A 22,931-nucleotide genomic window follows, 5' to 3' on the forward strand; every position below is an offset into this window, starting at 1 on the left:
CATGAGCCGTTCCTCTGTTCCTCAACTGCAGCTGGCGCTGGATCATACCCGGCTGGATGCCGCTCTTGATGCCGCCGATCGCCTGCATGAGCACGTCGATATCGTGGAAGCCGGCACCATTCTCTGCGTCAGCGCGGGCGTGGACGCAGTGCGTCAGCTGCGCCAGCGCCTGCCGGAGAAAACTCTGGTGGCCGATTTTAAAGTTGCCGATGCCGGATCGACGCTGGCCGAGCTGGCGTTTGAGGCCGGGGCTAACTGGATGACGGTGATCTGCGCTGCGCCGCTGGCCACCTTTGCCAGCGCCAATGAGGTAGCGCAGCGGTATCAGGGCGAGATCCAGATTGAACTGTTCGGCAACTGGACGATGGACGATGCCCGCAGCTGGCGCGCCCTCGGCCTGAAGCAGGCGATCTACCACCGTGGACGCGATGCGCAGGCCCAGGGACAGCGCTGGAGCCAGCAGGATCTCGACGCGATGAAGGCGCTCTCCGACCTCGGTTTTGGGCTGTCGGTGACCGGCGGGATCACCCCGCAGGAGCTGCCGCAGTTCAAAGAGATCGACGTGCGCGCCTTTATCGTCGGCCGCGCGCTGACCGAAAGCGCCAACGGCCTGGCCACCGCCGCCGAGTTCCATCAGGCGATCGACAGCATCTGGGGGAAATAACATGCGTCAGCACCCGTTAGGTATTTATGAAAAAGCCCTGCCCGCGCATCTGAGCTGGCCGGAACGTCTGGCGCTGGCGAAGGCCTGCGGCTTTGACTTTGTTGAGATGTCGGTGGATGAAACCGATGCCCGCCTGGCGCGCCTGGACTGGACCAAGGCCCAGCGCCTGTCGCTGGTGGACGCGATGATTGAAACCGGGGTCAGTATCCCCTCGATGTGCCTTTCCGGCCATCGCCGCTTCCCGTTTGGCAGCCGCGATCCGGCCATTCGCCAGCAGGCATACGATCTGATGGATCGCGCCATCCAGCTGGCAAAGGATACCGGCATCCGCACCATCCAGCTGGCGGGCTATGACGTTTATTACGAATCGCACGATGAAGGCACCGTCACCCGCTTCGCCGAAGGGCTGGCCTGGGCCGTTGAACGCGCGGCGGCGGCGCAGGTAATGCTGGCGGTGGAAATCATGGACACCGAGTTTATGAACTCCATCAGCAAGTGGAAGCACTGGGATCGTCAGCTGGCCTCGCCGTGGTTCACCGTCTACCCGGACGTCGGCAACCTCAGCGCCTGGGGCAATGACGTCAGCGCCGAGCTGGCGCTGGGCATCGATCGCATCGCCGCCATTCATCTGAAGGACACCCTGCCGGTGACCAATGATTCGCCGGGCCAGTTCCGCGACGTGCCGTTTGGCGAAGGCTGCGTCGATTTTGTCAGCGTGTTCCGCACGCTGAAGCAGATTAACTATCGCGGCGCGTTCCTGATTGAGATGTGGACCGAAAAAGCCGAAGAGCCTGTGGCCGAGATCGTGCAGGCGCGGCGCTGGATTGAACAAAAAATGCAGGAAGGAGGATTACTGTGAGCTTAACGACTCTGAAAGAACAGGTGCTGGAGGCCAACCTCGCCCTGCCGCGCCATAATCTGGTGACCTTTACCTGGGGCAACGTCAGCGCAATCGACCGCGCCAGCGGTCGGGTGGCGATCAAGCCTTCCGGCGTGGATTATGACGTGATGACGGTGGACGATATTGTGGTGGTGGATCTGGAGAACGGCCGGGTGGTGGAAGGCAGCAAGAAGCCCTCTTCCGATACGGCCACGCATCTGGCGCTGTATCGCGCCTTTGATTCCATTGGCGGCATCGTGCATACCCACTCGCGCCACGCCACCATCTGGGCGCAGTCCGGGCTGGATCTGCCCGCCTGGGGCACCACCCACGCCGACTATTTTTACGGCAAGATCCCCTGCACGCGGCTGATGACGCCGCAGGAGATTGCAGAGAACTACGAGCATAATACCGGCGACGTGATTATTGAGACGTTCCGCTCGCGCAACATCAGCCCGGCGGCCATTCCGGCGGTGCTGGTGAACGCCCACGGTCCGTTTGCCTGGGGCAGCGATGCAGATAACGCGGTGCATAATGCGGTGGTGCTGGAGGAAGTGGCCTATATGGGTATTTTCTCGCGGCAGCTGACGCCGGGGATCGGTGATATGCAGCAGGTGCTGTTGGATAAGCATTATTTGCGTAAGCACGGGGCGAATGCGTATTACGGGCAGTGAGTGACAGCTGTAGGATTGTGCCCCGGTGGACGTTACGGGGCGGGGTATATTGAAGCATCATTGTTGTTTCGGGTTCTGTGCCCGGGCGACCGTCAGGGGGCAGAACGCCGGGTCGCCGTAAACACGTCCGTGTGGGCTTGGCTGCGGCATCCCTGCCGCAGACACCCGGCTTATCTGCCCCCTGACGTTCACCTTTCTGAACATCGTATCGCTTTGATTTTGCCCCGTAACGTTCACCGTTCTGAACTTCGTGTCGCTTTGAGTTTGTCCCGTAACGTTCACCGCGCTGACCATCGTGTCGCTTTGATTTTGTCCCGTAACGTTCACCGTTCTGAACTTCGTGTCGCTTTGATTTTGTCCCGTAACATTGACCTTCCAGATATCGTATCGCTACGGCATTGCCCGCTACGTTTACAGTTCGAGCCATCACCCGGCACTGAAATACGAACCACTGTTCTATCTCCCGGAATAAACCCTTCTACTTGCAGCAAAACCGCTGCCGGTGGGCTATCGGTGACGGGCAGGTTCGCGGACCGTTGAGCGCAGGGATGCGCGAATCGAGCCCACACGGACGTGTTCACGGCGCGTCCGCGAACCTGACCGACACCGATACGCCATACCCGATACCTATCGCCACCAAACCCACTCACAAGCACCAGAAGCACGGCGAATAGCCGTACCCTGTTTACTCGCAGCAAAACCGCGGCCGGTGGGCTATCGGTGACGGGCGGGTTCGCGGACCGTTGAGCGCAGGGATGCGCGAATCGAGCCCACACGGACGTGTTCACGGCGCGTCCGCGAACCTGACCGACACCGATACGCCATACCCGATACCTATCGCGACTAAACCAATCCAAAGCACCGATATGCCATACCCGACACCCATCGCGACCAAACCAATCCAAAGTACCGATATGCCATACCCGATACCCATCGCGACTAAACCAATCCAAAGCACCGATATGCCATACCCGATACCTATCGCCACCAAACCCACTCATAAGCACCAGTAGCACGGCGAATAGCCGTACCCTGTTTACTCGCAGCAAAACCGCGGCCGGTGGGCAATCGGTGACGGGCGGGTTCGCGGACCGTTGAGCGCAGGGATGCGCGAACCGAGCCCACACGGACGTGTTCACGGCGCGTCCGCGAACCTGACCGACACCGATACGCCATACCCGATACCTATCGCGACTAAACCAATCCAAAGTACCGATACGCCATGCCCGATACCCATCGCGACTAAACCAAATCAGGAATAAATAGCAAAAATTTAACTATAAGCGTTTTTTATGCTTATTTTTCTTCATAGCGGATGCAATTCAAAATTTAAATTTTGCTGCTAACTATTAGCATGAAAAGTTATTGTCCTCTGCTATCAAGGTTTGAAAAGAAAAATGAGTGAAGCCTGCGCGCCGGGAATCCCTTCCCCGCAAAATAACCCTATAAAATATAATAAATTATCCGATCGCCTCGACGCCCTGCCGGCTACCGCCGGGCTGTGGCGCTTTATTGCATTACTCTCACTGGGCGGATTCTTTGAACTCTATGATTTATTCCAGACGGGATATATTAGTTCAGGTTTAATCAGCGAGAACATATTTCATCTGGGTGAACTCGGTGTATTTGGAATATCTGACCAGGCCGCATTTGCCTCCGCCACCTTCCTTGGCCTGTTCCTCGGTGCCAGCCTGCTGGCGCCTCATGCCGACCGCTTTGGCCGCCGCATGACCTTTATGTTTGCGCTGGCCTGGTACGGCTGCTTCTCCATGCTGATGGCGTTCCAGAGCCAGGCGGAGTGGATCATCTTCTGCCGCTTCCTGGTGGGCATCGGTCTGGGTATTGAGCTGGTGACCATCGACACCTACCTCAGCGAATGCGTCCCGTCGCGGCTGCGCAGTAAAGCCTTTGCTTTTGCCTTCTTTGTGCAGTTCCTCTCGGTTCCCGCCGTCGCGCTGATGTCCTGGTGGCTGGTACCGCAGACTATTTTGGGCCTGACCGGCTGGCGCTGGGTGGTGATCGCGGGTGCGGTATGCTCAATGGTTATCTGGCTGGTGCGGAAAAATCTGCCGGAGTCGCCGCGCTGGCTGGCGCAGCAGGGCCGGCACCAGGAGGCTCATCAGGTGGTCAGCGGCCTGGAAATCCGCTGCGGCGTGCCGGTGACCGCACCGGACGCGGCCGACATCGATACGGGAGCCACGCAGAAACCGCAGGGGCGCTTTCGTGATATCTGGCGGCCGGAGTATCGCCAGCGTACGCTGATGCTGGTGGTGATGAATATCTTCCAGGCGATTGGCTTCTTCGGCTTCGGCAACTGGCTGCCCGCACTGCTGTCGGGCAAGGGGGCCAGCATCACCCACAGCCTGCTGTATGCCTTTTTTATCACCCTCGCCTATCCGCTGGGCTCGCTGATTTGTAGCCGCTATGCGGACAAGATCGAGAATAAGTGGCAGATCGTTCTGTCATCGCTGATGACGGTGATTTTCGGCACGCTGTTCGCCCTGCAGACTAACCCGCTGCTGCTGATTATCTGCGGCTTCTGCATCACCTACTCAAACGCCTGGCTGACCTTCAGCTATCACGCCTACCAGACCGAGGTGTTTCCCACCTTTATCCGCGCGCGCGCCGTCGGGTTCTGCTACTCGTTCAGCCGTCTTTCCACGGTGTTCAGCAGCATTATTATCGGCATGATTTTGCAGGTGGCGGGAACGCAGGGGGTGGTGGCCTTTATCGTCGTCAGCATGCTGATTGTGATGCTGACCATCGGCATCTTCGGGCCGAAGACGCGCGGTATCAATCTGGATGATATCTGACAAAAACACAGGGGCGACACGGCGTCGCCCCTGACGCTTCACGCGGGTCAGAACTCTTTTAGGCGATCTTCGGAGGGCTGAGGGCGGCCGAAATAGTAGCCCTGGAACAGCGTACAGCCCTCTTCCTTCAGCCGTTCAAACTGCTCGTTGCTCTCCACCCCTTCGGCGGTGATCTGAATATCCAGACTGCGGCTCATACCGGTAATCGCCCGGATAATCGCCAGCGCCTCGCGGCTGTCTTTCATATCGTTGATAAACGACTTGTCAATTTTGATTTTGTCGAACGGGAACGAGCGCAGATAGCTCAGCGATGAGTAGCCGGTCCCAAAATCATCCAGCGCGATACGCACGCCCAGCGCCTTCAGCTTCTGCAGGATATCGATATTCACCGAAGTATTATCCAGCAGCACCGACTCGGTGATCTCCACCTCCAGGCGATTCGGTGCCAGGCCGGACTCTTTCAGCGCCGCTTCCACCACCGACACCAGCGCGCTGTTTTTAAACTGCATCGGCGACAGGTTTACCGCCACGCTCTGCCCGTCCGGCCAGCTGGCCGCTTCACGGCAGGCTTCATGCAGCGCATAGGCGCCCAGGCTGTGGATCAGGCCGGTTTCCTCGGCAATCGGGATAAAATCCATCGGCATAATCATGCCTTTTTCCGGGTGGTGCCAGCGCATCAGCGCCTCATAGCCAATAATATGCTGATGCTGATTATTGGTAATCGGCTGATAGTACAGCCTGAGCTGGCGGCAGCTTATCGCTTCGCGCAGGTCGTTTTCAATCATCCGCCGCTTCGCCGCCAGTTCGCCCATCTGTTCGGTAAAGTACTCGAAGCGGTTACGCCCGTTACGCTTGGCTTCATACAGCGCCATATCGGCACAGCGCAGCAGGTGCTCCGGCGTACTGATCCCGCGCTCGGCAATGGCAATCCCGATGCTCAGGCCGACGGAAAGGTTGTGACCGTCGACGTTGAACGGCGGACGAATGGTTTCGATCAGGCGGCTGGCAACGATTTCCGCCTCTTCCGCCTGCTTCAGGCCCGGCAGCACGATAGAGAACTCATCGCCGCCGGTCCGCGCCAGCGTATCCTGCTCACGCAGCACGCTGCGCAGCCTCACCGCCACGGTTCGCAGCAGATCGTCGCCAACCTGATGGCCCAGCGCATCGTTAACGTTTTTGAAGTTATCCAGATCGAGGCACAGCGTGGCGGTAATCTTGCGCTCTTCACGATCGGCACGCAGCGCGTCGTTGAGACGCTGGCTGAACAGCACGCGATTCGGCAGGCTGGTCAGATTATCGTGATGCGCCATATGGTGGATACGCGCATCGGCGGCGCGCTGATCGGTAACATCATCGGCGATCAGCAGCACGTAGTTATGGGTAGCGTCGTTGCCGCGAATAATCGAGGCCGTGGCGTTGATAATCCGATCGCGCCCGTGGCTGTCCAGCAGGCGTTCGCTGCGGTGCATCCCTCCTTTGCGCTGTGCGGCATCGGAAAGCTGCATAAAATATTCGCCCATTTCCAGCGTCATACACTGCGAGAGCTTCTTGCCAACAAAATCTTCCTGCACGCCGCCGAGCAGCTGCTGCGCCTTACCGTTGATCAGCAGAATTTCACGGGTGACCACGTCTTCCACAATCACGCTGGACGGGATATTGGTCACGATGGTATCGAGAAAGGTCGACAGCGCGGCCATTTTTTCGCTGTGACGTTCCGCCAGCTCGCGGGCTTCGCGCATTTGCTCTTCATATTCGCGCAGCTCGGTACAGTCGCGGGTAATCTTAGCAAAACCCAGCAGTTCACCGCTGTCGGTACGAATCGCATCAATAACCACATGGGCCCAAAAGGCACTGCCGTCCTTACGATAGCGCCAGCCTTTACTTTCGTAACGGCCGGTGTCGCGGGCGATGCCCAGACCGTGCTGTGGTAATCCCTTTTTCTGATCCTGGTCGCTGTAAAAGCAGCTGAAATTTTTACCGATAATCTCGTCCGGCATATACCCTTTGGCCCGCTGGGCGCCCGTATTCCAGTTCGCGACGGTACCGTCCGGCTTCAGCATATAAATGGCGTAGTCAACTACACTCTGAACCAGAAGCCGATACATTACATCTGAGTTTTCATTCATTATTATTTTCACCCGGTTGCTGACAGTCATTTCGCTTCAATGAAAAGATTCTGTCGGCATGCAATCAATACGCCATCGGATGGCGTACACGCTGATCCTGCCCACATCCTGTGGAAACACGACTCCTGTCGTGCCTGCGACGAACAGTCTCCCTGGGAGGGTCAAAAAACGCTGTATGCCCAGATCCGTTTCGCCTGGTACTCCGTCGGCGTTCATTATCTGCTTTGTTGAATAAACATTCAAAATGCAAATCGCGTTTTTTCGTTAATCTGACTTCATTTGTCAGTAAATAGTGGGCTTCAGGCAGAGAAAATAGAGCAGTCAGGTGAAAATTCAGCATAAGGAACAATTTTTTGCCCTGAGATTCCACCTGGAAATTAATGGAAACACTGTTAGTGAGATTCCTCACAAACATTCACGGTATAACCATCAAAAATTCGCTGTGGAGTTTCTATGTTCAAATCCTTTTTCCCCCGGCCTCTGTTGTTCTTCAGCAGCGCGGCACTGTGGAGCCTGATGGCGATTCTGTTCTGGTTCGGTTTTGCCGGTAGCCATCTCGCGCACATGATGCAGTTCTCCCCGGTAGCCCTCGGCCCCTTACCGAATAATGCGCTGTGTTTTATTGCGCCTGGCGAACTCGGCTTCTACAGCTACTATGTGCTGGCGGCGCTGCTGTTTGCCGGCTTCTGGGCGCTGTTCAGCCCGCATCCGTGGCAGCGCTGGTCGGTACTCGGCAGCACGCTGATTATCTTTGTCACCTGGTTTTCCGTGCAGGTCGGCGTAGCGATCAACCGCTGGTACGAACCCTTTTACGATCTGGTGCAGCGGGCGATGGCGCATCCGAATACGGTAAAAATCGACACGCTTTACGGCCAGATTGGCGGCTTCCTCAGCATCGCGCTGATTGCCGTGGTGATCGACGTCCTGAACCTGTTTTTCATCAGCCACTACGTTTTCCGCTGGCGCTCAGCGATGAATCATTACTATATGTCGCACTGGTCGCGCCTGCGCGGGATTGAGGGCGCGGCACAGCGCGTGCAGGAAGACACCATGCGCTTCGCCTCCACGCTGGAAGATATGGGGGTCAGCTTTATTAATGCGGTGATGACGCTGATTGCTTTCCTGCCGGTGCTGGTCGCCCTGTCGGTGCATGTCAAAACCGTGCCGATTATCGGCAGTGTGCCTTATGCGTTAGTGATCGCGGCCGTCGCGTGGTCCATTCTGGGCACCGGACTGCTGGCGGTGGTGGGCATCAAGCTGCCGGGGCTGTCTTTCCGCAATCAGCGGGTGGAGGCCGCCTATCGTAAAGAGCTGGTGTACGGCGAAGACGACCCGCAGCGCGCTCAGCCACCCACGGTTAAATCGCTGTTTTACAACGTGCGCATCAATTATTTCCGCCTCTATTTTCACTATCTCTACTTTAATATCGTGCGTATTTTCTACATCCAGCTGGATGCCGTATTCAGTATTTTTGTGCTGTTTCCGTCGATTGTCAGCGGGGCGATAACGCTCGGACTGTTAACGCAGATCACCAACGTCTTCGATCAGGTGCGCGGCTCGTTCCAGTATCTGATTAATTCGTGGACCACGCTGGTTGAACTGATGTCGATCTACAAGCGTCTGCGCAGCTTTGAGCATACGCTGGACGCGATGCCGGAGGCAGAAAGCACGGTCTGATGGCGTACTGAGCTGTTGAGGTGCAAGGGTGCTGAGGTGCTGAGGTGCTGAGGTGCTGAGGTGCTGAGGTGCTGAGGTGCAGGAGTCTGGCGTCAGGAATGATGGCCGCCAGTCGAAGCGGCCATCGTGAGCAGTCAGGTTATTTTCCGGCCAGTGCGGCGAACACTTTCTCAACCGCACAGGCACCGGGATCTTTCACCCCGTCCAGGCTTTCCGCATTCAGGTACGAAGCCCGCCCGGCACCGGCGCTGCGCATTCCACTGGTGCTGTCCGCCCCCTTCCGGGCAGCGTCCGCCACCGCGGTCAGATCCTGGCCCTGAACCAGCGCGGCAAAGGCCGGGTGCAACGCGTCAATCATCGTGCGCTGCCCAACCTGCGCCCCGCCGTAGTGCTGCATCCGTTCCAGACCGTAGCTCAGCGCCTGTGGCAGCGGCTCGCCCTCTTCCAGGCGCTGGCCGGCGGCGGTAAACATAATCGACATCAGTACGCCGCTGGAGCCGCCCATCACCGTCGCCAGTTTTTCGCCAATAACGTTAAGCAGCGAGCCGGTACTGTCGAGCGGCAACGCCTTCTCTTCGCAGGCTTTAAGAATACTTTTCGCCCCGGCAGCAAAGGTTGAACCGGTATCGCCATCGCCCACCTTCGCATCAAGATTGTTCAGTTCGCTTTCCAGGCTTATCAACGTCTGGCAAATGGTGGTCAGTAGCGCCGCCACGTTGTCGTTGGCTGAGGGAACGAACGTCTGCTGCCGATCGAGCGTTTTTGCCGGCACTTCCAGCTGCGCTGAAGGCGTCAGCGCCACCGTCCAGCCTGCGGCTTCAACCGGTGAGAGCAGCGCTTTCTCCAGCCCGTCATCCAGTCGCAGCACCGAGAGGGAAAATCCTTTCATATCCAGCGCGCTGACCAGCGTCGCCGGCCCGAGCAGCAGGCGCACCCGTTTCCCGATGGGCGAGTGCAGCACTTCCCGCGTCAGCACCGCCATCTCCAGCATGGAAAAACCACCCAGGTTGTTGATCAGCAGCGCCAGCGGCGCATCGCCAGTATGCGCTGCCAGCCGCTGTACCATCTGTGCAACAACCTCCACGCTGTTCTGGGTTTTTAAGGTGGAAGCGCCGGGCTCCCCGTGGATGCCCATCCCTAACTCGCAGGTTCCGGGCTTAACGCGATCGTCGCGCGCCTCACCGGGAATGTGGCAGCTGCTGAACGCCACGCCGATGGAGGCGGTCGATGCGATCGCACGCTGGGCCACGGCGGCCACGTCAGCCAGACTCTGGCCCTGCTCTGCCGCAAAGCCGGCGATCTTGTGCACCAGCGCCGTGCCCGCAATGCCGCGCGGCTGGGGGTTATCCGGCAGCGCAATATCATCCTGCACCATCACCATTTCCACGCGATAGCCCAGCCGTTTGGCCTTTTCCGCCGCCAGCCCGAAATTCAGGCGATCGCCGGTGTAGTTCTTAACGATCAGCAGGCAGCCCGCCTCCCCGGTGACATTGATAATGGCGTGCAGCACCGCATCAACGCTGGGCGAAGCAAAGACATCGCCACACACGGCGGCGGTCAGCATCCCTTTGCCGACAAAACCAATATGCGCAGGCTCATGCCCGGAACCACCGCCGGAAATCAGGGCGACCTTCGAACGATCCCAGTCGCTTCGCACCACCACGCGCAGATCGCTACCCAGCGCGAGGCGGCTAAGATTATGAAAAGGCGTACTTAACAGTGCCCCTTCAATCGCCTCATTGACCAGCTGCTGTTTGTCGTTCATAAAAAACTGACTCATCTTATCTCCTTATCTCAGGGATGCACTCTGCCCGGGTGGCAACCTGCACGATGCCCTAACTGTAGTAAAAATCCGCGAGACAATCGTTACTCAAACGGCGCAATACGCAACGATCGCTTTTTTAATCTGGTTAGTTAACTAAGTAATAATATCGACGTAAATTAAAATGCATCTGATGACGTCATTTCGCATTATTCCGATCATAATTAATTACAATATTTAGCGAAAATAAAGGCTAACAATTTCAGGGGAGTGAAAGAGCTGTCTTTGATACGCATTATTCATATTCTGCAAAAAATGAAATATAAAATTTAAATTGCAGCATCAATCACAATTCCGAGGGATGAATATGAAAAATAATTCAAAAACGGCTACAAATAAGGCAGATGTTCAAATAAGATCGTTATCAGCCTGGCACGTTATATCCCTAAGCCACCTGTTAAAGACAGCATAAAGGTAGATATCCTTCCGAAAGACCATCATATAAAACGCTGACACCAGGGCGTCTAAAGGGGGCAGATTATGCGATCTGTTCCTTTTTTTTCGTCCTGTCACTTTTCAGCATCAGGTTGTCAGCTTTGCGTCAGTCAACGCCCCGTCGCCATCGCAGAATAGAGCCTCTATCACAAGGAGGAATCACCATGCTGCAACAACCCCACGACAAGTACCGCGCTTTCCCGCCGGTGGCGCTGAGCGATCGCCAGTGGCCGGGTAAGACGCTGACCCAGGCACCCCGCTGGCTCTCTACCGATCTGCGCGATGGTAATCAGTCGCTGGCCGAGCCGATGGACGGTACGCGTAAGAAGCTGTTCTGGCAGCTCCTGTTGCAGTGTGGATTTAAGGAAATAGAAGTGGCGTTCCCTTCAGCGTCGCAAACCGATTTCAATTTCGTTCGCGAGCTGATTGAACAGAGGATGATCCCGGATGACGTGTCGATTCAGGTGCTAACCCAGGCGCGCAGCGATCTGATTGACCGCACGTTTGTCTCCCTGGAGGGCGCGAAAAACGCCACGGTGCATCTCTATAACGCCACCGCGCCGGTATTTCGCCGGCTGGTCTTTCGTCAGAGCAAGGAACAGATTATTGAACTGGCGGTCAATGCCACCCGCCTGATCCGCCAGCGCTGCGAGGAGCAGCCGCAGACCAACTGGACCTTCGAATATTCGCCGGAAACGTTCTGCTTTACCGAGCTCGATTTCGCGCTGGAGATCTGCGAGGCGGTTGCCGCCGTCTGGCAGCCCTGCGCGGAGCGCCCGATGGTCGTTAATCTGCCCGCCACCGTAGAGGTCAGTACACCGAACGTCTATGCCGACCAGATTGAGTACTTCTGTCGTCATTTCTCCTGGCGTCCACAGGTCTGTATCAGCGTCCACCCACATAACGATCGCGGCACCGGCATCGCCGCCGCCGAACTGGCTCTGCTGGCCGGAGCCGATCGGGTGGAAGGCTGCCTGTTTGGCAACGGAGAACGCACCGGCAATGTCGATCTGGTGACCATGGCGCTGAACTTTTACACCCAGGGCATCAACCCAGGGCTGGATTTCAGCCAGCTGAAGCAGGTGGTGGATTTAGTGGAGCAGTGCAACCAGCTGCCGGTCCACCCGCGCCATCCTTATGCCGGTGAACTGGTCTTTACCGCCTTCTCCGGCTCGCATCAGGATGCCATTAAAAAAGGCTTTGCCGCCCGTAAAGAGCAGCAGGATAACGTCTGGGAAGTGCCTTATCTGCCGCTCGACCCGGCGGATATCGGCTGTAGCTATGAGGCGGTGATCCGGGTTAACAGCCAGTCGGGGAAAAGCGGCGCGGCGTGGATGATCGAGCAGAATCACGGCCTGGTTCTGCCTCGTGCCCTGCAGCAGGATTTCAGCCAGCGCGTGCAGCAGGTCACCGACGGCGAGGGCAAAGAGATGACTCAGGCGGCGATCTGGCAGCTGTTCCGCCAGGCCTATGGCCTGACCGCACCACAGCTTCAGTTGGGAGAATACCGCAGCCAGAGCGACAGTCACGGACAGCTGCAGTTTGAGGCCAGCGTGCAGTACGACGATCGCCCACACCCCGTTGCGGGCAGGGGCAACGGACTGCTGTCGGCGGCGGTTGATGCGCTGCGCCAGGCCTTTGATATCTCCTTTACCATTCAGGATTATCACGAGCACACCCTCGGCCAGCGCAGCGACAGCCGTTCGGTCGCCTACCTCCACTGCACCTTCGCCGGCAATCACAGTGCCTGGGGCGTCGGTATCGACAGCGACGTTTCACGCGCTTCGCTGCAGGCGCTGCTGAACGCGCTGGCGCAGGGTCAGCTGGCCGGCGGGAAGTAGTCGCTGGGCGATACCCCCATAATGCGGCGGAACATCGCGCTGAACGCACTCTGGCTTTCGTAACCCAGTTCAAGTGATACCGTCAGCACGGAGTCTCCCCGCGCTAAACGCGCCAGCGCTTCCATCAGCCTGGCGCGCCGCACCCAGTCGCTAAACTGCAAACCGGTTTCCTGGTAGAAGCGCCGCGCCAGCGTGCGGCTGCTGACGTTTATTCGCCGGGCGCTGTTCTCCAGCGTCCAGCTTTCACCCGGTTCGGCGCGCAGGGCATGGCACAGTGCGACCAGCGCTTCACTCTGCGGTTCCGGCAGGCTGAACGGCAGTTCGGTCATCACCCGGATTTCATCCAGTATCAATTCATAGATCCGTTCCGCCCGGCTGGCCGGAGCGTAAGATTCCGGCAGCGCCAGCGCGCTGACAATCAGCTCGCGCAGCAGGGGAGAAACCTGCACCACCTGGCAGCTGGCGGGCAGATCGGCACGCGCCAGCGGGTCGACGAACAGCGTTCGTGCCGCTACGTTGCCGGTCATCTGCAGCGCATGAGGCACCCCCGCAGGCAGCCATACGCCGCGCCCCGGCGGCACAATCCAGTGACCCAGATCCGTTTCAATACGCACCACGCCGCTCAGCGTATGAACCAGCTGCGCGCAGTTATGCTGATGCCGCGGCTCGCAGTCGCCGTGGTGATAGTCCTGAGCATGAGGCACCAGTGGCCGGGTCGCAAAAGAGAAATCAATGCTGGATGACATAGGGTTCCCGGGAATTGGCAGGAACTCAAGCTTAACAAAGGCGCGGGCAGAATGCGGTAAAAAGAGGGAGAAAGTTGCGGAGCCGTATCGGGTGGGGAAACAAATCAGGCGAGCCGATTGCGGCCCGCCTGCAGAGGAGAGGGATCAGGAGTGAGCGACTTTCAGCTGTGCTTCATAAGCCGAAGCCTGCTTCGCGTCGAACTGATCTTCCCACTTGGCAACAACCAGCACCGCCAGCGCATTCCCCACCACGTTCAGCGCGGTACGGGCCATGTCGAGGATACGGTCAACGCCGGCAATAAACGCCAGGCCTTCCAGCGGGATCCCCACGCTGCCCAGCGTGGCCAGCAGTACCACGAAGGAGACGCCCGGCACGCCGGCAATCCCTTTGGAGGTAACCATCAGCGTCAGCACCAGGATGATTTCATCGCCCAGCGACAGGTTGATGCCGTAGAGCTGCGCAATAAAGATCGCGGCGATGCTCTGGTACAGCGTGGAACCGTCGAGGTTAAACGAGTAGCCGGTTGGCACCACAAAGCTGGTGATCGATTTCGGCGCGCCGTACGCTTCCATCTTCTCCATGATGCGCGGCAGAACGGTTTCCGAGCTGGCGGTGGAATAAGCCAGGATCAGCTCATCCTTGAGGATGCGAAACAGCACGGTGATACGCAGCTTACAGATACGCGCCACGGCACCCAGCACCACAAAGGCGAAGAAGGCAATGGCGGCGTACACCAGGATCACCAGCTTGGCCAGCGGCCACAGCGAGGCGAAACCAAAGTTAGCCACGGTGACTGAGATCAGCGCAAACACCCCGACCGGCGCGTAACGCATGATCATGCTGGTCACTTTGAACATCGCTTCCGAAGTAGAGCGGAACACTTTCACCAGCGGGTCGCGATGTTCAGACGGCAGCGAAGAGAGTCCCAGGCCAAACAGCACCGAGAAGAAGATAATCGGCAGCATGTCGCCTTTAGCGATAGCCGCGAAAATATTCTGCGGGATCAGCGACAGAATGGTGGTGACCAGACTGTGGGGCTGACCCTGAACCTGCGCCGTTGTAGCTTCATATTTAGAGATGTCCACCGTTGCCAGCGTCGACATATCAATGCCGGAACCGGGTTGGAACACATTCGCCAGAGTAATACCTGTCACAATGGCAATGGTGGTAATCACTTCGAAATAAAGAATCGTTTTAACACCAATACGTCCGAGTTTTTTGGCATCCCCGACGCCGGCGATACCGACAATCAGCGTTGAGATAACGATCGGGACAACAATCATTTTGATCAGGTGAATAAAGATGTCACCGGCCGGGCTGAGAATGTTAGTGACTAACCATTCGCGTTCCCCTGGTTGATTATGCAGAACCGCCCCAACGACGATCCCCAGTACCAACGCAATCAATATTTGCCAGGCAAGGCTGAGTTTTATTGCTTTCATAACGAGTCTTTTCCTTAACATAACCTGCTTTCCGCGCGGAGCTTGCGGAGTGAATGACACTCAAGGGAGGCAGACCGAAACCGGTCAATTCACAGGTAATGGATGGTTGATACCTGTATTCAGGCGCGTAATCAGTACCATTTTAAGCGGTATTAATGCAAGTCTGGGCGAGATGTATCTATTTTGTTAAATTTAAGCAGAATAAAGCTCTGTTTTTAACCACATAGCACTAAGCTGTTGTTCTGATTAACAATATGAAATCTTCAAAACAACATAACTATGCACGGAGCAATTGACTGCCGCAGTAAATTAACGGTCTGCTTGCGCTTTTTTTGTACAACGCTCCGGCGGAAAACGGCTTTTTCTTTCCCACTTCCCTCTCTTTATGACGCTGTCTTCCCGCTGTTTCATTACATTCGGTTATGGCGTGATCTGCCGCTCAAAAAGAAAACAAAGCTTTGTGGGCATCTTCACTTAACTATTGATTGACATATTATTAACATCTTCAAGGAGGCCAGCCATGAGCCAATTACATACGTACCCGGTTCCCGCGAATATTGCGGAAAACACCCTGATCAATGCTCAGCAGTACCAGTCGATGTACCAGCAGTCAGTGCAGGACCCCGATGCATTCTGGGGTGAGCAAGGCAAGATACTTGACTGGATCACGCCTTATCGTACGGTGAAAAATACCTCTTTCGCCCCGGGCAATATTTCTATTCGCTGGTTTGAAGACGGCACCCTTAATCTGGCTGCCAACTGCCTGGACCGTCATCTGCAAACGCGCGGTGACCACCCGGCCATCATCTGGGAAGGTGATGATGCCAGCGAAAGTAAAACGCTGACCTATCGCGAGCTGCATCGCGATGTCTGCCGCTTTGCCAACGTGCTGCAGGATCTGGGCATCGGTAAAGGCGACGTGGTGGCTATTTATATGCCGATGGTGCCGGAAGCTGCGGTTGCTATGCTGGCCTGTGCGCGCATCGGTGCGATTCACTCGGTGATTTTCGGCGGATTCTCCCCGGAAGCCGTGGCCGGACGTATTATCGACAGCACCGCCAGACTGGTGATCACTGCCGACGAGGGCGTCCGCGCCGGTCGCACCATCCCGCTGAAGAAAAACGTCGATGACGCCCTGAAAAACCCTGCCGTGACCAGCGTGAAAAACGTGGTGGTATTCCAGCGTACCGGTCGGGACGGCGACTGGAACAGCGAGCGCGACCTGTGGTGGCACGAACTGGTGGCCAACGCCAGCAGCGAACACCAGCCGGTTGAGATGAACGCCGAAGACCCGCTGTTTATCCTTTACACCTCCGGTTCAACCGGTAAGCCAAAAGGCGTGCTGCACACCACCGGCGGTTATCTGGTGTATGCCGCCACGACCTTTAAATACGTTTTTGACTATCACCCGGAAGATATTTACTGGTGCACCGCCGATGTCGGCTGGGTCACCGGTCACAGCTATCTACTCTATGGACCGCTGGCGTGCGGTGCAACCACGCTGATGTTCGAGGGCGTGCCAAACTGGCCGAAACCGAGCCGTATGGCGGAAGTGGTCGATAAGCATAAAGTGACAATCCTCTATACCGCGCCAACGGCGGTCCGTGCGCTGATGGCCGAAGGCGATAAGGCGATTGAGGGGACCGACCGTTCCTCCCTGCGTATTCTGGGTTCGGTCGGGGAGCCGATTAACCCGGAGGCCTGGGAATGGTTCCATAAGAAGATTGGTAATGGCCGCTGCCCGATCTCCGACACCTGGTGGCAGACCGAAACCGGGGGCTTTATGATCACCCCGCTGCCCGGCGCAACAACGTTAAAACCGGGTTCCGCCACCAAGCCGTTCTTTGGCGTACAGCCTGCGCTGGTGGATAACGAAGGCCATCCGCAGGAAGGCGCTGCCGAAGGCAATCTGGTGATTGTCGATTCGTGGCCGGGACAGGCGCGGACCCTGTTCGGCGATCATGAGCGTTTTGAACAGACCTATTTCTCAACCTTTAAGAATATGTATTTCAGCGGTGACGGCGCACGCCGTGATGCCGATGGCGACTACTGGATCACCGGCCGCGTTGACGATGTGCTGAACGTATCCGGCCACCGTCTGGGCACCGCAGAGATCGAATCCGCGCTGGTTTCGCATCCAAAAATTGCCGAAGCCGCGGTGGTCGGTATTCCTCACGGGCTGAAGGGCCAGGCGATTTATGCCTATATCACCCTGAACCACGGCGAGGAGCCCACGCCGGAGCTGTATACCGAGGTGCGTAACTGGGTGCGTAAAGAGATAGGCCCGATTGCCACGCCGGACGTACTGCACTGGACCGACTCCCTGCCGAAAACCCGCTCCGGCAAGATCATGCGCCGAATCCTGCGCAAAATCGCCACCGGGGATACCAGCAATCTCGGCGATACCTCAACGCTCGCCGATCCGGGCGTCGTGGAGAAACTGCTGGAAGAGAAACAAGCCATTAAAATGCCGTAACCCGATGGGGGCCTCCGTGCCCCCATGCTTAACTGCCGCAGAGCAGCCCGTCGTCTTTCGTCCTAATTTTCAGCACCATGAAGTGATAACAAAAAAACCTGGCCGCCGAAGCCGTGCTTCTGCTGTCCCGGTATAACTCTACCTCTGGAGACGCTGTGATGAACGATGTCATTTATCAACGCATAGAAAAAAGCGCCCGATTTAAAGAACTGGTCAGAAAACGCCAGAGCTTTGCCACCCTGCTGTCCCTGATTATGCTGGTGCTCTACGTCGGTTTTATCCTGCTGATCGCCTTTGCTCCCGGCTGGCTGGGCACGCCGCTACATGACGGCACTAACGTCACGCGCGGTATCCCTATCGGTATCGGCCTGATCGTGGTCTCCTTTGTACTGACCGGCGTTTACGTCTGGCGCGCTAACGGTGAGTTCGACCGCCTCACCCGTGAACTGCTGAACGAGGTGAAAGGATGAAACTTCGCCTGCTACCCCTGACTCTGCCCGCCCTGCTGCCTTTCGGTGCGCAGGCCGCCGATGCGATTACCGGTGCGGTGGAGCGCCAGCCCACCAACGTTGAAGCCATTATCATGTTCCTGATTTTTGTGGCGGCCACGCTGGGTATTACTTATTGGGCGTCAAAACGTACCCGTTCGCGCAGTGATTACTACACCGCCGGCGGCAATATCACCGGTTTTCAGAACGGGCTGGCGATGGCCGGGGACTTTATGTCTGCCGCCTCGTTCCTTGGCATCTCGGCGCTGGTTTATACCTCCGGCTACGATGGCCTGATCTATTCACTCGGTTTCCTGGTCGGCTGGCCGATTATTCTGTTCCTCATCGCCGAACGCCTGCGCAACCTTGGCCGTTACACCTTTGCCGACGTGGCCTCCTACCGCCTGAAGCAAAAGCCGATTCGAACCCTTTCCGCCTGTGGTTCACTGGTGGTGGTGGCGCTGTACCTGATTGCACAGATGGTCGGGGCCGGTAAGCTCATTCAGCTGCTGTTCGGGCTGGACTACCACGTTGCGGTCGTTCTGGTCGGCATTCTGATGGTGATGTACGTGCTGTTCGGCGGCATGCTGGCCACCACCTGGGTGCAGATCATCAAGGCCGTACTGCTGCTGTTCGGTGCCAGCTTTATGGCCATCATGGTGATGAAAACCGTCGGCTTCAGCTTCAATAATCTGTTTACCGAAGCGATGAAGGTCCACCCGAAGGGCATTGAGATCATGCGTCCCGGCGGCCTGGTGAAAGATCCGATATCCGCGCTGTCGCTCGGCCTGGGCCTGATGTTCGGTACCGCAGGCCTGCCGCATATTCTGATGCGCTTCTTTACCGTCAGCGATGCCCGCGAGGCGCGTAAAAGCGTCTTTTACGCCACCGGTTTTATGGGCTACTTCTACTTCCTGACCTTTATTATTGGCTTCGGCGCGATCCTGCTGGTGGGGGCTAACCCGGCCTTCAAAGATGCCGCGGGTGCGCTGATTGGCGGTAATAACATGGCGGCGGTGCATCTGGCCGACGCGGTCGGCGGCAGCCTGTTCCTTGGCTTTATTTCTGCGGTGGCCTTCGCCACGATCCTGGCCGTCGTAGCCGGGCTGACCCTCGCAGGCGCATCGGCGGTTTCCCACGATTTGTACGCCAGCGTGTTCCGCAAAGGACAGGCGACCGAACGCGAAGAGCTGAGAGTATCCAAAATCACCGTACTGGTGCTCGGCGTGGTAGCAATTGCGCTGGGGATCCTGTTTGAGAAGCAAAATATTGCCTTTATGGTCGGGCTGGCCTTCTCGATTGCCGCCAGCTGTAACTTCCCGATTATCCTGCTGTCGATGTACTGGTCAAAACTGACCACTCGCGGCGCCATGATCGGCGGCTGGCTGGGGTTAATCACCGCCGTGGTGCTGATGATCCTCGGCCCGACCGTCTGGGTACAGGTGCTGGGGCACGACAAGCCGGTTTATCCGTATGAGTATCCGGCGCTGTTCTCGATGCTGGCGGCCTTTATCGGCACCTGGCTGTTCTCCATCACCGATAACTCAGCGGAAGGTGCGCAGGAGCGCCTGCGCTTCCAGGCTCAGTTTGTTCGTTCACAAACCGGCGTCGGTATTGAGGGCGGTAAAGGGCATTAAATTATGGCGACAGGGGCGGGTCGGATGCCTGCCCCTGAGTTGGTAAGCCGCAAGCTTAACTGATGATTAATGATTCATGTTGGCGAGTTCATCTTCCGACAGGCCGGTAATTTCTGCTATCGCCTGACGCTCGAATCCCTTCGCCAGCATTTTTCTCGCCAGCGATCGTTTTTCATCTTGTGCGCCTTCCTGGCGGCCTTCTTTCAGCCCCCTTTCCATGCCTTTTTCAATCCCTTGTTCCTCTCCCTGTTCAAAAAAAAACTGATTGCCGTTCTGCTCAAACCATTCTGCCAGCGTCATCATTCCCTCCCTGTATCCAGACATTCGGCGAGACAGCTCCTGTGCAAAAGCATGCGGTGAGGGCGTCCTGCCGACCTGTAACATATAGTTGAACAGCGGTTTCAGCTGCTCTTCGCCAGTGTAGCCAGCGAACAGCAGCGTGACCAGCGGCTCCAGCAACTCCACGAGATCGCGCTGGCGAATATGCTTCTGCAGCAGTTCGAGTATCGCCATTCGGCGATGTTGCATGATTTCATCATCCGGAATAACCGTCACGTCAACCAGTGGGAAGTCGCCGCCGTAGAGCCGGGCCGCTTGTTGCGGATCGCTAAATGCCTGCAGCCAGCTCATTGAACAGGGATAAGGCGTGACCCGACCGTGATAAAAAAGTATCGGCACCACCAGCGGCAGTTGTTCATTGCCGGCATCAAGATGGCGCTGCATCACCGCGATGGCGTAACGCATTAATCGAAAGGCCATATGCCTGTCGGGCGTGCTTTGATGTTCAATCAGCGTATAAATATAGCCCTCCCCTTTGAGGGTTTTGACCGAATAAAGCACGTCGGAATAGTAAGCACGCAGATCCTGTTCAATAAAACTCCCTGATTCCAGTGCGAGGGTATCAAGACGGCACGCATTGAGCAGATCTGACGGCAGGTAGATCTGTAAAAAGTCACGCGCGGTATCCGGGTGGCCTAATATCTTTTTAAAAATCGCATCATGCGGCGTTGGCGTTTGAGTTCCTTTCATCACCGCAAGATGCTTTATTTTTCAGATGCCAGAAAGGGAATTTTTTATTTATTCTCTGCGCCTGCGGCAGCCCTTCCATTTTTCTGCAAACGGCCTGTTTTCGATAATAATAACCCCGAGCTCGGCCCGAAAATTATCACTCCCTATTTCAGTTAAAAACGCCGGTCGGGTAATTTAACTTTAAAGGAACAGCAGAATGAACGGAGATGATGAACGGCTAAGGTGAACGGTGAAATACACCCGGCCAGATAATGCGGCAGACCAACGGGGCGAAACAGGCTCACTGCCCGTTTACGCCCCGTCAGCTTCCGCCGCGCGGGGCAGCGCGGCGGAAGTGTACAACTGGACGATTAGAAGTGCAGCGCGGCACCCACGTACGGGCCGTCGGCCACGACGTTATCTTTACGGCCGTCTTTGCCGTTCATTGACATGTATTTATAGCCAACGTTGACGTCAACCAGCGAAATCGGCTGGAAGCTGATGCCGGCCGAGGCTTCCTGATAGTTATCGATGTGGCTGGAGAAGGAGTCCGGCGAGTAGAAGTACTGGCCGTAAACATTGAACATTTTAGTGACCGGCACCTGTACGCCGCCGCCAACGGCGATCGCGTAGCCATCTTTGGTGTCTTTCGGATTGGTCGACATGGCTTTAATGGTTGGGGACAGCATCACATCGCCGATCGCCACGTTATAGCCCAGGCCCAGGCTGCTGACGTTGCCATCGTGATCGCTGCGCAGCCAGTCACCGGATAAGGCAAAACCCGGCGTGCTGGTGCCCAAACCAACGTGAACGTCGGTGTAATCTTTGCCGACGCTCACGCCGCCATCAATCGCCTGAGCCGTTCCTGCCAGCGCCAGCAGCGCCAGGGCGCCGGTCGTCATTGCCACTTTTTTCATTGTTCTCTCCCAATTTAATTTACTCACGCCTGAAAACGGCGGTGGTGCAGCGTAAACCAACTGTTTTAAGAATTATATGAGAATGAGCTAAATGGTAATAAATTTGAATAATCTTACAAAAGAGTGAGTAACCAGATATTTCCGTCAGGCGCTGACCCACATAATATGGCCGACTACCGGCGCGATAATCACCGTCAGCACCCCGGAGAGCATCATGACCAGGCTGGACACCACGCCCTCCTGCGGACCGAGTTCGTAGGCGCGCGCCGTACCGGCCCCGTGCGAAGCGGCACCGAAACCTGCGCCTTTCGCCATCCCCTGCTTGATCGCCAGGCGCAGGAACAGCAGGTCACCGACCGCCATGCCGAAGACCCCGGTGATCACCACAAACAGGGCGACCAGGTCGGGTTTACCGCCCAGCTGCTCTGCCGCCGCCAGCGCAAAAGGCGTGGTGATGGAACGCACCGCCAGGCTGCGCTGGATCTCCTCCGGCAGCGTCAGCAGGCGCGCCAGCCACACCGAGCTGCAGATCGCCACCAGCGTGGCGGTGATCACCCCGGCGGTCAGCGACAGCCAGTGGCGGCGGATAATCGTCATGTTTTCATACACCGGCACCGCGAAAGCCAGCGTTGCCGGGCCGAGCAGCCACAGCAGCCAGTGGCTTTCGCCAATATAGTCCTGCCAGCTGATGTGGGTGACAACCAGCAGGGCCACCAGCACCATTGGCGTCATCACCAGCGGCATCAGCAGCAGCCGGTGCCAGCGCCGATACAGTCGTTTATTGGCAAAGTAAATCAGCAGGGTTGCGGCCAGGCACAGAACGCTCAGGACAAAATCATTCATGATGCTGCCTCTGCTGTTTACGCGCGGCCAGCCACAGCTCAAAACGGCTGACCCGGTCGACGACGATGCTGGTTGCCCCCAGCACCAGCAGCGTGCTGAGGGTGATCACCAGCAGAATACGCCAGCCCTCAACCCGCAGCAGCTCGGAGTAGTTCACCACCGCCACCACTGCCGGGATAAAGAACAGCAGCATTTCGGCCAGCAGCCAGTTAGACCCGGCCTTCACCCAGCGAAGCGGCAGAATGCGCAGCATAATCATTGCCAGCAGCAGCAGCATGCCGACGATATTGGCCGGCAGCGGCAGGTGCAGCCAGCCCACCAGATGTTGTGAAAAAACAAACAAACCGACATACAGCATTACCTGTAGTGGAACCTGAACCCGTAGCAGCCAGCCCGTTTTCACCGGGTCTGTCATGGTGGCCATCGCGTCATTACCTCATT

Annotated in this window: 17 protein-coding genes; 9 read left to right on the forward strand and 8 right to left on the reverse strand. The window is 57.1% G+C overall.

The window, feature by feature from the left end; translation table 11 throughout:
* Nucleotide 1 precedes the first annotated feature (1 nt).
* From ulaD to PGH32_RS16050, 4 genes are all read left to right on the forward strand, one after another.
* On the forward strand, nucleotides 2–664 hold the full coding sequence (ulaD, locus tag PGH32_RS16035) for a 3-keto-L-gulonate-6-phosphate decarboxylase UlaD (protein ID WP_337894539.1): 663 nt from the start codon (nucleotides 2–4) through the stop codon (nucleotides 662–664).
* Between the two features lies 1 nt (nucleotide 665).
* On the forward strand, nucleotides 666–1,523 hold the full coding sequence (locus PGH32_RS16040; protein WP_337894540.1) for an L-ribulose-5-phosphate 3-epimerase: 858 nt from the start codon (nucleotides 666–668) through the stop codon (nucleotides 1,521–1,523).
* Complete coding sequence (gene araD / locus PGH32_RS16045; RefSeq protein ID WP_337894541.1) at nucleotides 1,520–2,218, forward strand: L-ribulose-5-phosphate 4-epimerase; 699 nt, start codon at nucleotides 1,520–1,522, stop codon at nucleotides 2,216–2,218. Before PGH32_RS16040 ends, araD begins: the two co-directional genes overlap by 4 nt.
* 1,397 nt (nucleotides 2,219–3,615) lie before the next feature.
* Complete coding sequence (locus tag PGH32_RS16050; protein WP_314417489.1) at nucleotides 3,616–5,031, forward strand: MFS transporter; 1,416 nt, start codon at nucleotides 3,616–3,618, stop codon at nucleotides 5,029–5,031.
* Between the two features lie 47 nt (nucleotides 5,032–5,078).
* Here the strand turns inward: PGH32_RS16050 and PGH32_RS16055 are convergent, their stop codons facing one another.
* Nucleotides 5,079–7,157, reverse strand: a complete 2,079-nt coding sequence (locus PGH32_RS16055; protein ID WP_314417487.1) for an EAL domain-containing protein — start codon at nucleotides 7,155–7,157, stop codon at nucleotides 5,079–5,081.
* Between the two features lie 453 nt (nucleotides 7,158–7,610).
* Here PGH32_RS16055 and sbmA point away from each other — a divergent pair, with 453 nt between their 5' ends.
* Nucleotides 7,611–8,834 carry a peptide antibiotic transporter SbmA gene (gene sbmA / locus PGH32_RS16060; RefSeq protein ID WP_337894543.1) on the forward strand — a complete coding sequence of 408 codons (1,224 nt, stop codon included), beginning with the start codon at nucleotides 7,611–7,613 and terminating at the stop codon, nucleotides 8,832–8,834.
* A 139-nt stretch (nucleotides 8,835–8,973) separates the two neighbouring features.
* On the opposite strand, the gene PGH32_RS16065 is transcribed toward sbmA, so the two are convergent.
* The gene (locus tag PGH32_RS16065; RefSeq protein ID WP_337894544.1) at nucleotides 8,974–10,614 is read right to left on the reverse strand and encodes a dihydroxyacetone kinase subunit DhaK; all 1,641 of its coding nucleotides are present in this window, start codon (nucleotides 10,612–10,614) and stop codon (nucleotides 8,974–8,976) included.
* A 641-nt stretch (nucleotides 10,615–11,255) separates the two neighbouring features.
* On the opposite strand from PGH32_RS16065, the gene leuA reads away from it, so the two are divergent.
* Nucleotides 11,256–12,932 carry a 2-isopropylmalate synthase gene (leuA, locus tag PGH32_RS16070; protein ID WP_337894545.1) on the forward strand — a complete coding sequence of 559 codons (1,677 nt, stop codon included), beginning with the start codon at nucleotides 11,256–11,258 and terminating at the stop codon, nucleotides 12,930–12,932.
* On the opposite strand, the gene PGH32_RS16075 is transcribed toward leuA, so the two are convergent.
* Both PGH32_RS16075 and gltP read right to left on the reverse strand, forming a co-directional pair.
* Entirely contained in the window at nucleotides 12,911–13,678 is a 768-nt protein-coding gene (locus PGH32_RS16075) for an AraC family transcriptional regulator (protein WP_337894546.1), read from the reverse strand. The two genes, leuA and PGH32_RS16075, sit on opposite strands and share 22 nt — an antisense overlap.
* Before the next feature lie 144 nt (nucleotides 13,679–13,822).
* The gene (gene gltP / locus PGH32_RS16080) at nucleotides 13,823–15,121 is read right to left on the reverse strand and encodes a glutamate/aspartate:proton symporter GltP (protein WP_314417479.1); all 1,299 of its coding nucleotides are present in this window, start codon (nucleotides 15,119–15,121) and stop codon (nucleotides 13,823–13,825) included.
* Between the two features lie 520 nt (nucleotides 15,122–15,641).
* Here gltP and acs point away from each other — a divergent pair.
* The 3 genes from acs (at nucleotide 15,642) to actP (ending at nucleotide 19,722) form a co-directional block, all read left to right on the forward strand.
* A complete protein-coding gene (gene acs / locus PGH32_RS16085; RefSeq protein WP_314417478.1) occupies nucleotides 15,642–17,597 on the forward strand; it encodes an acetate--CoA ligase in 1,956 nt (651 codons plus the stop codon).
* 158 nt (nucleotides 17,598–17,755) lie between these two features.
* On the forward strand, nucleotides 17,756–18,067 hold the full coding sequence (locus tag PGH32_RS16090) for a DUF485 domain-containing protein (protein WP_314417476.1): 312 nt from the start codon (nucleotides 17,756–17,758) through the stop codon (nucleotides 18,065–18,067).
* A complete protein-coding gene (actP, locus tag PGH32_RS16095) occupies nucleotides 18,064–19,722 on the forward strand; it encodes a cation/acetate symporter ActP (protein ID WP_314417475.1) in 1,659 nt (552 codons plus the stop codon). Before PGH32_RS16090 ends, actP begins: the two co-directional genes overlap by 4 nt.
* Before the next feature lie 66 nt (nucleotides 19,723–19,788).
* Here the strand turns inward: actP and PGH32_RS16100 are convergent, their stop codons facing one another.
* The 4 genes from PGH32_RS16100 to PGH32_RS16115 form a co-directional block, all read right to left on the reverse strand.
* Complete coding sequence (locus PGH32_RS16100) at nucleotides 19,789–20,751, reverse strand: Rpn family recombination-promoting nuclease/putative transposase (protein ID WP_337894547.1); 963 nt, start codon at nucleotides 20,749–20,751, stop codon at nucleotides 19,789–19,791.
* 350 nt (nucleotides 20,752–21,101) lie between these two features.
* On the reverse strand, nucleotides 21,102–21,647 hold the full coding sequence (locus PGH32_RS16105) for a YfaZ family outer membrane protein (protein ID WP_314417472.1): 546 nt from the start codon (nucleotides 21,645–21,647) through the stop codon (nucleotides 21,102–21,104).
* A gap of 144 nt (nucleotides 21,648–21,791) precedes the next feature.
* The gene (locus tag PGH32_RS16110; RefSeq protein WP_314417471.1) at nucleotides 21,792–22,490 is read right to left on the reverse strand and encodes an LrgB family protein; all 699 of its coding nucleotides are present in this window, start codon (nucleotides 22,488–22,490) and stop codon (nucleotides 21,792–21,794) included.
* Nucleotides 22,483–22,914: a CidA/LrgA family protein gene (locus PGH32_RS16115; protein WP_337894548.1), complete on the reverse strand. Its 432-nt coding sequence runs from the start codon at nucleotides 22,912–22,914 to the stop codon at nucleotides 22,483–22,485. Before PGH32_RS16115 ends, PGH32_RS16110 begins: the two co-directional genes overlap by 8 nt.
* Between the last annotated feature and the right edge of the window lie 17 nt (nucleotides 22,915–22,931).

The sequence above is a fragment of the Erwinia sp. SLM-02 genome, assembly GCF_037450285.1.
Classification (GTDB): Bacteria; Pseudomonadota; Gammaproteobacteria; order Enterobacterales; family Enterobacteriaceae; genus Erwinia.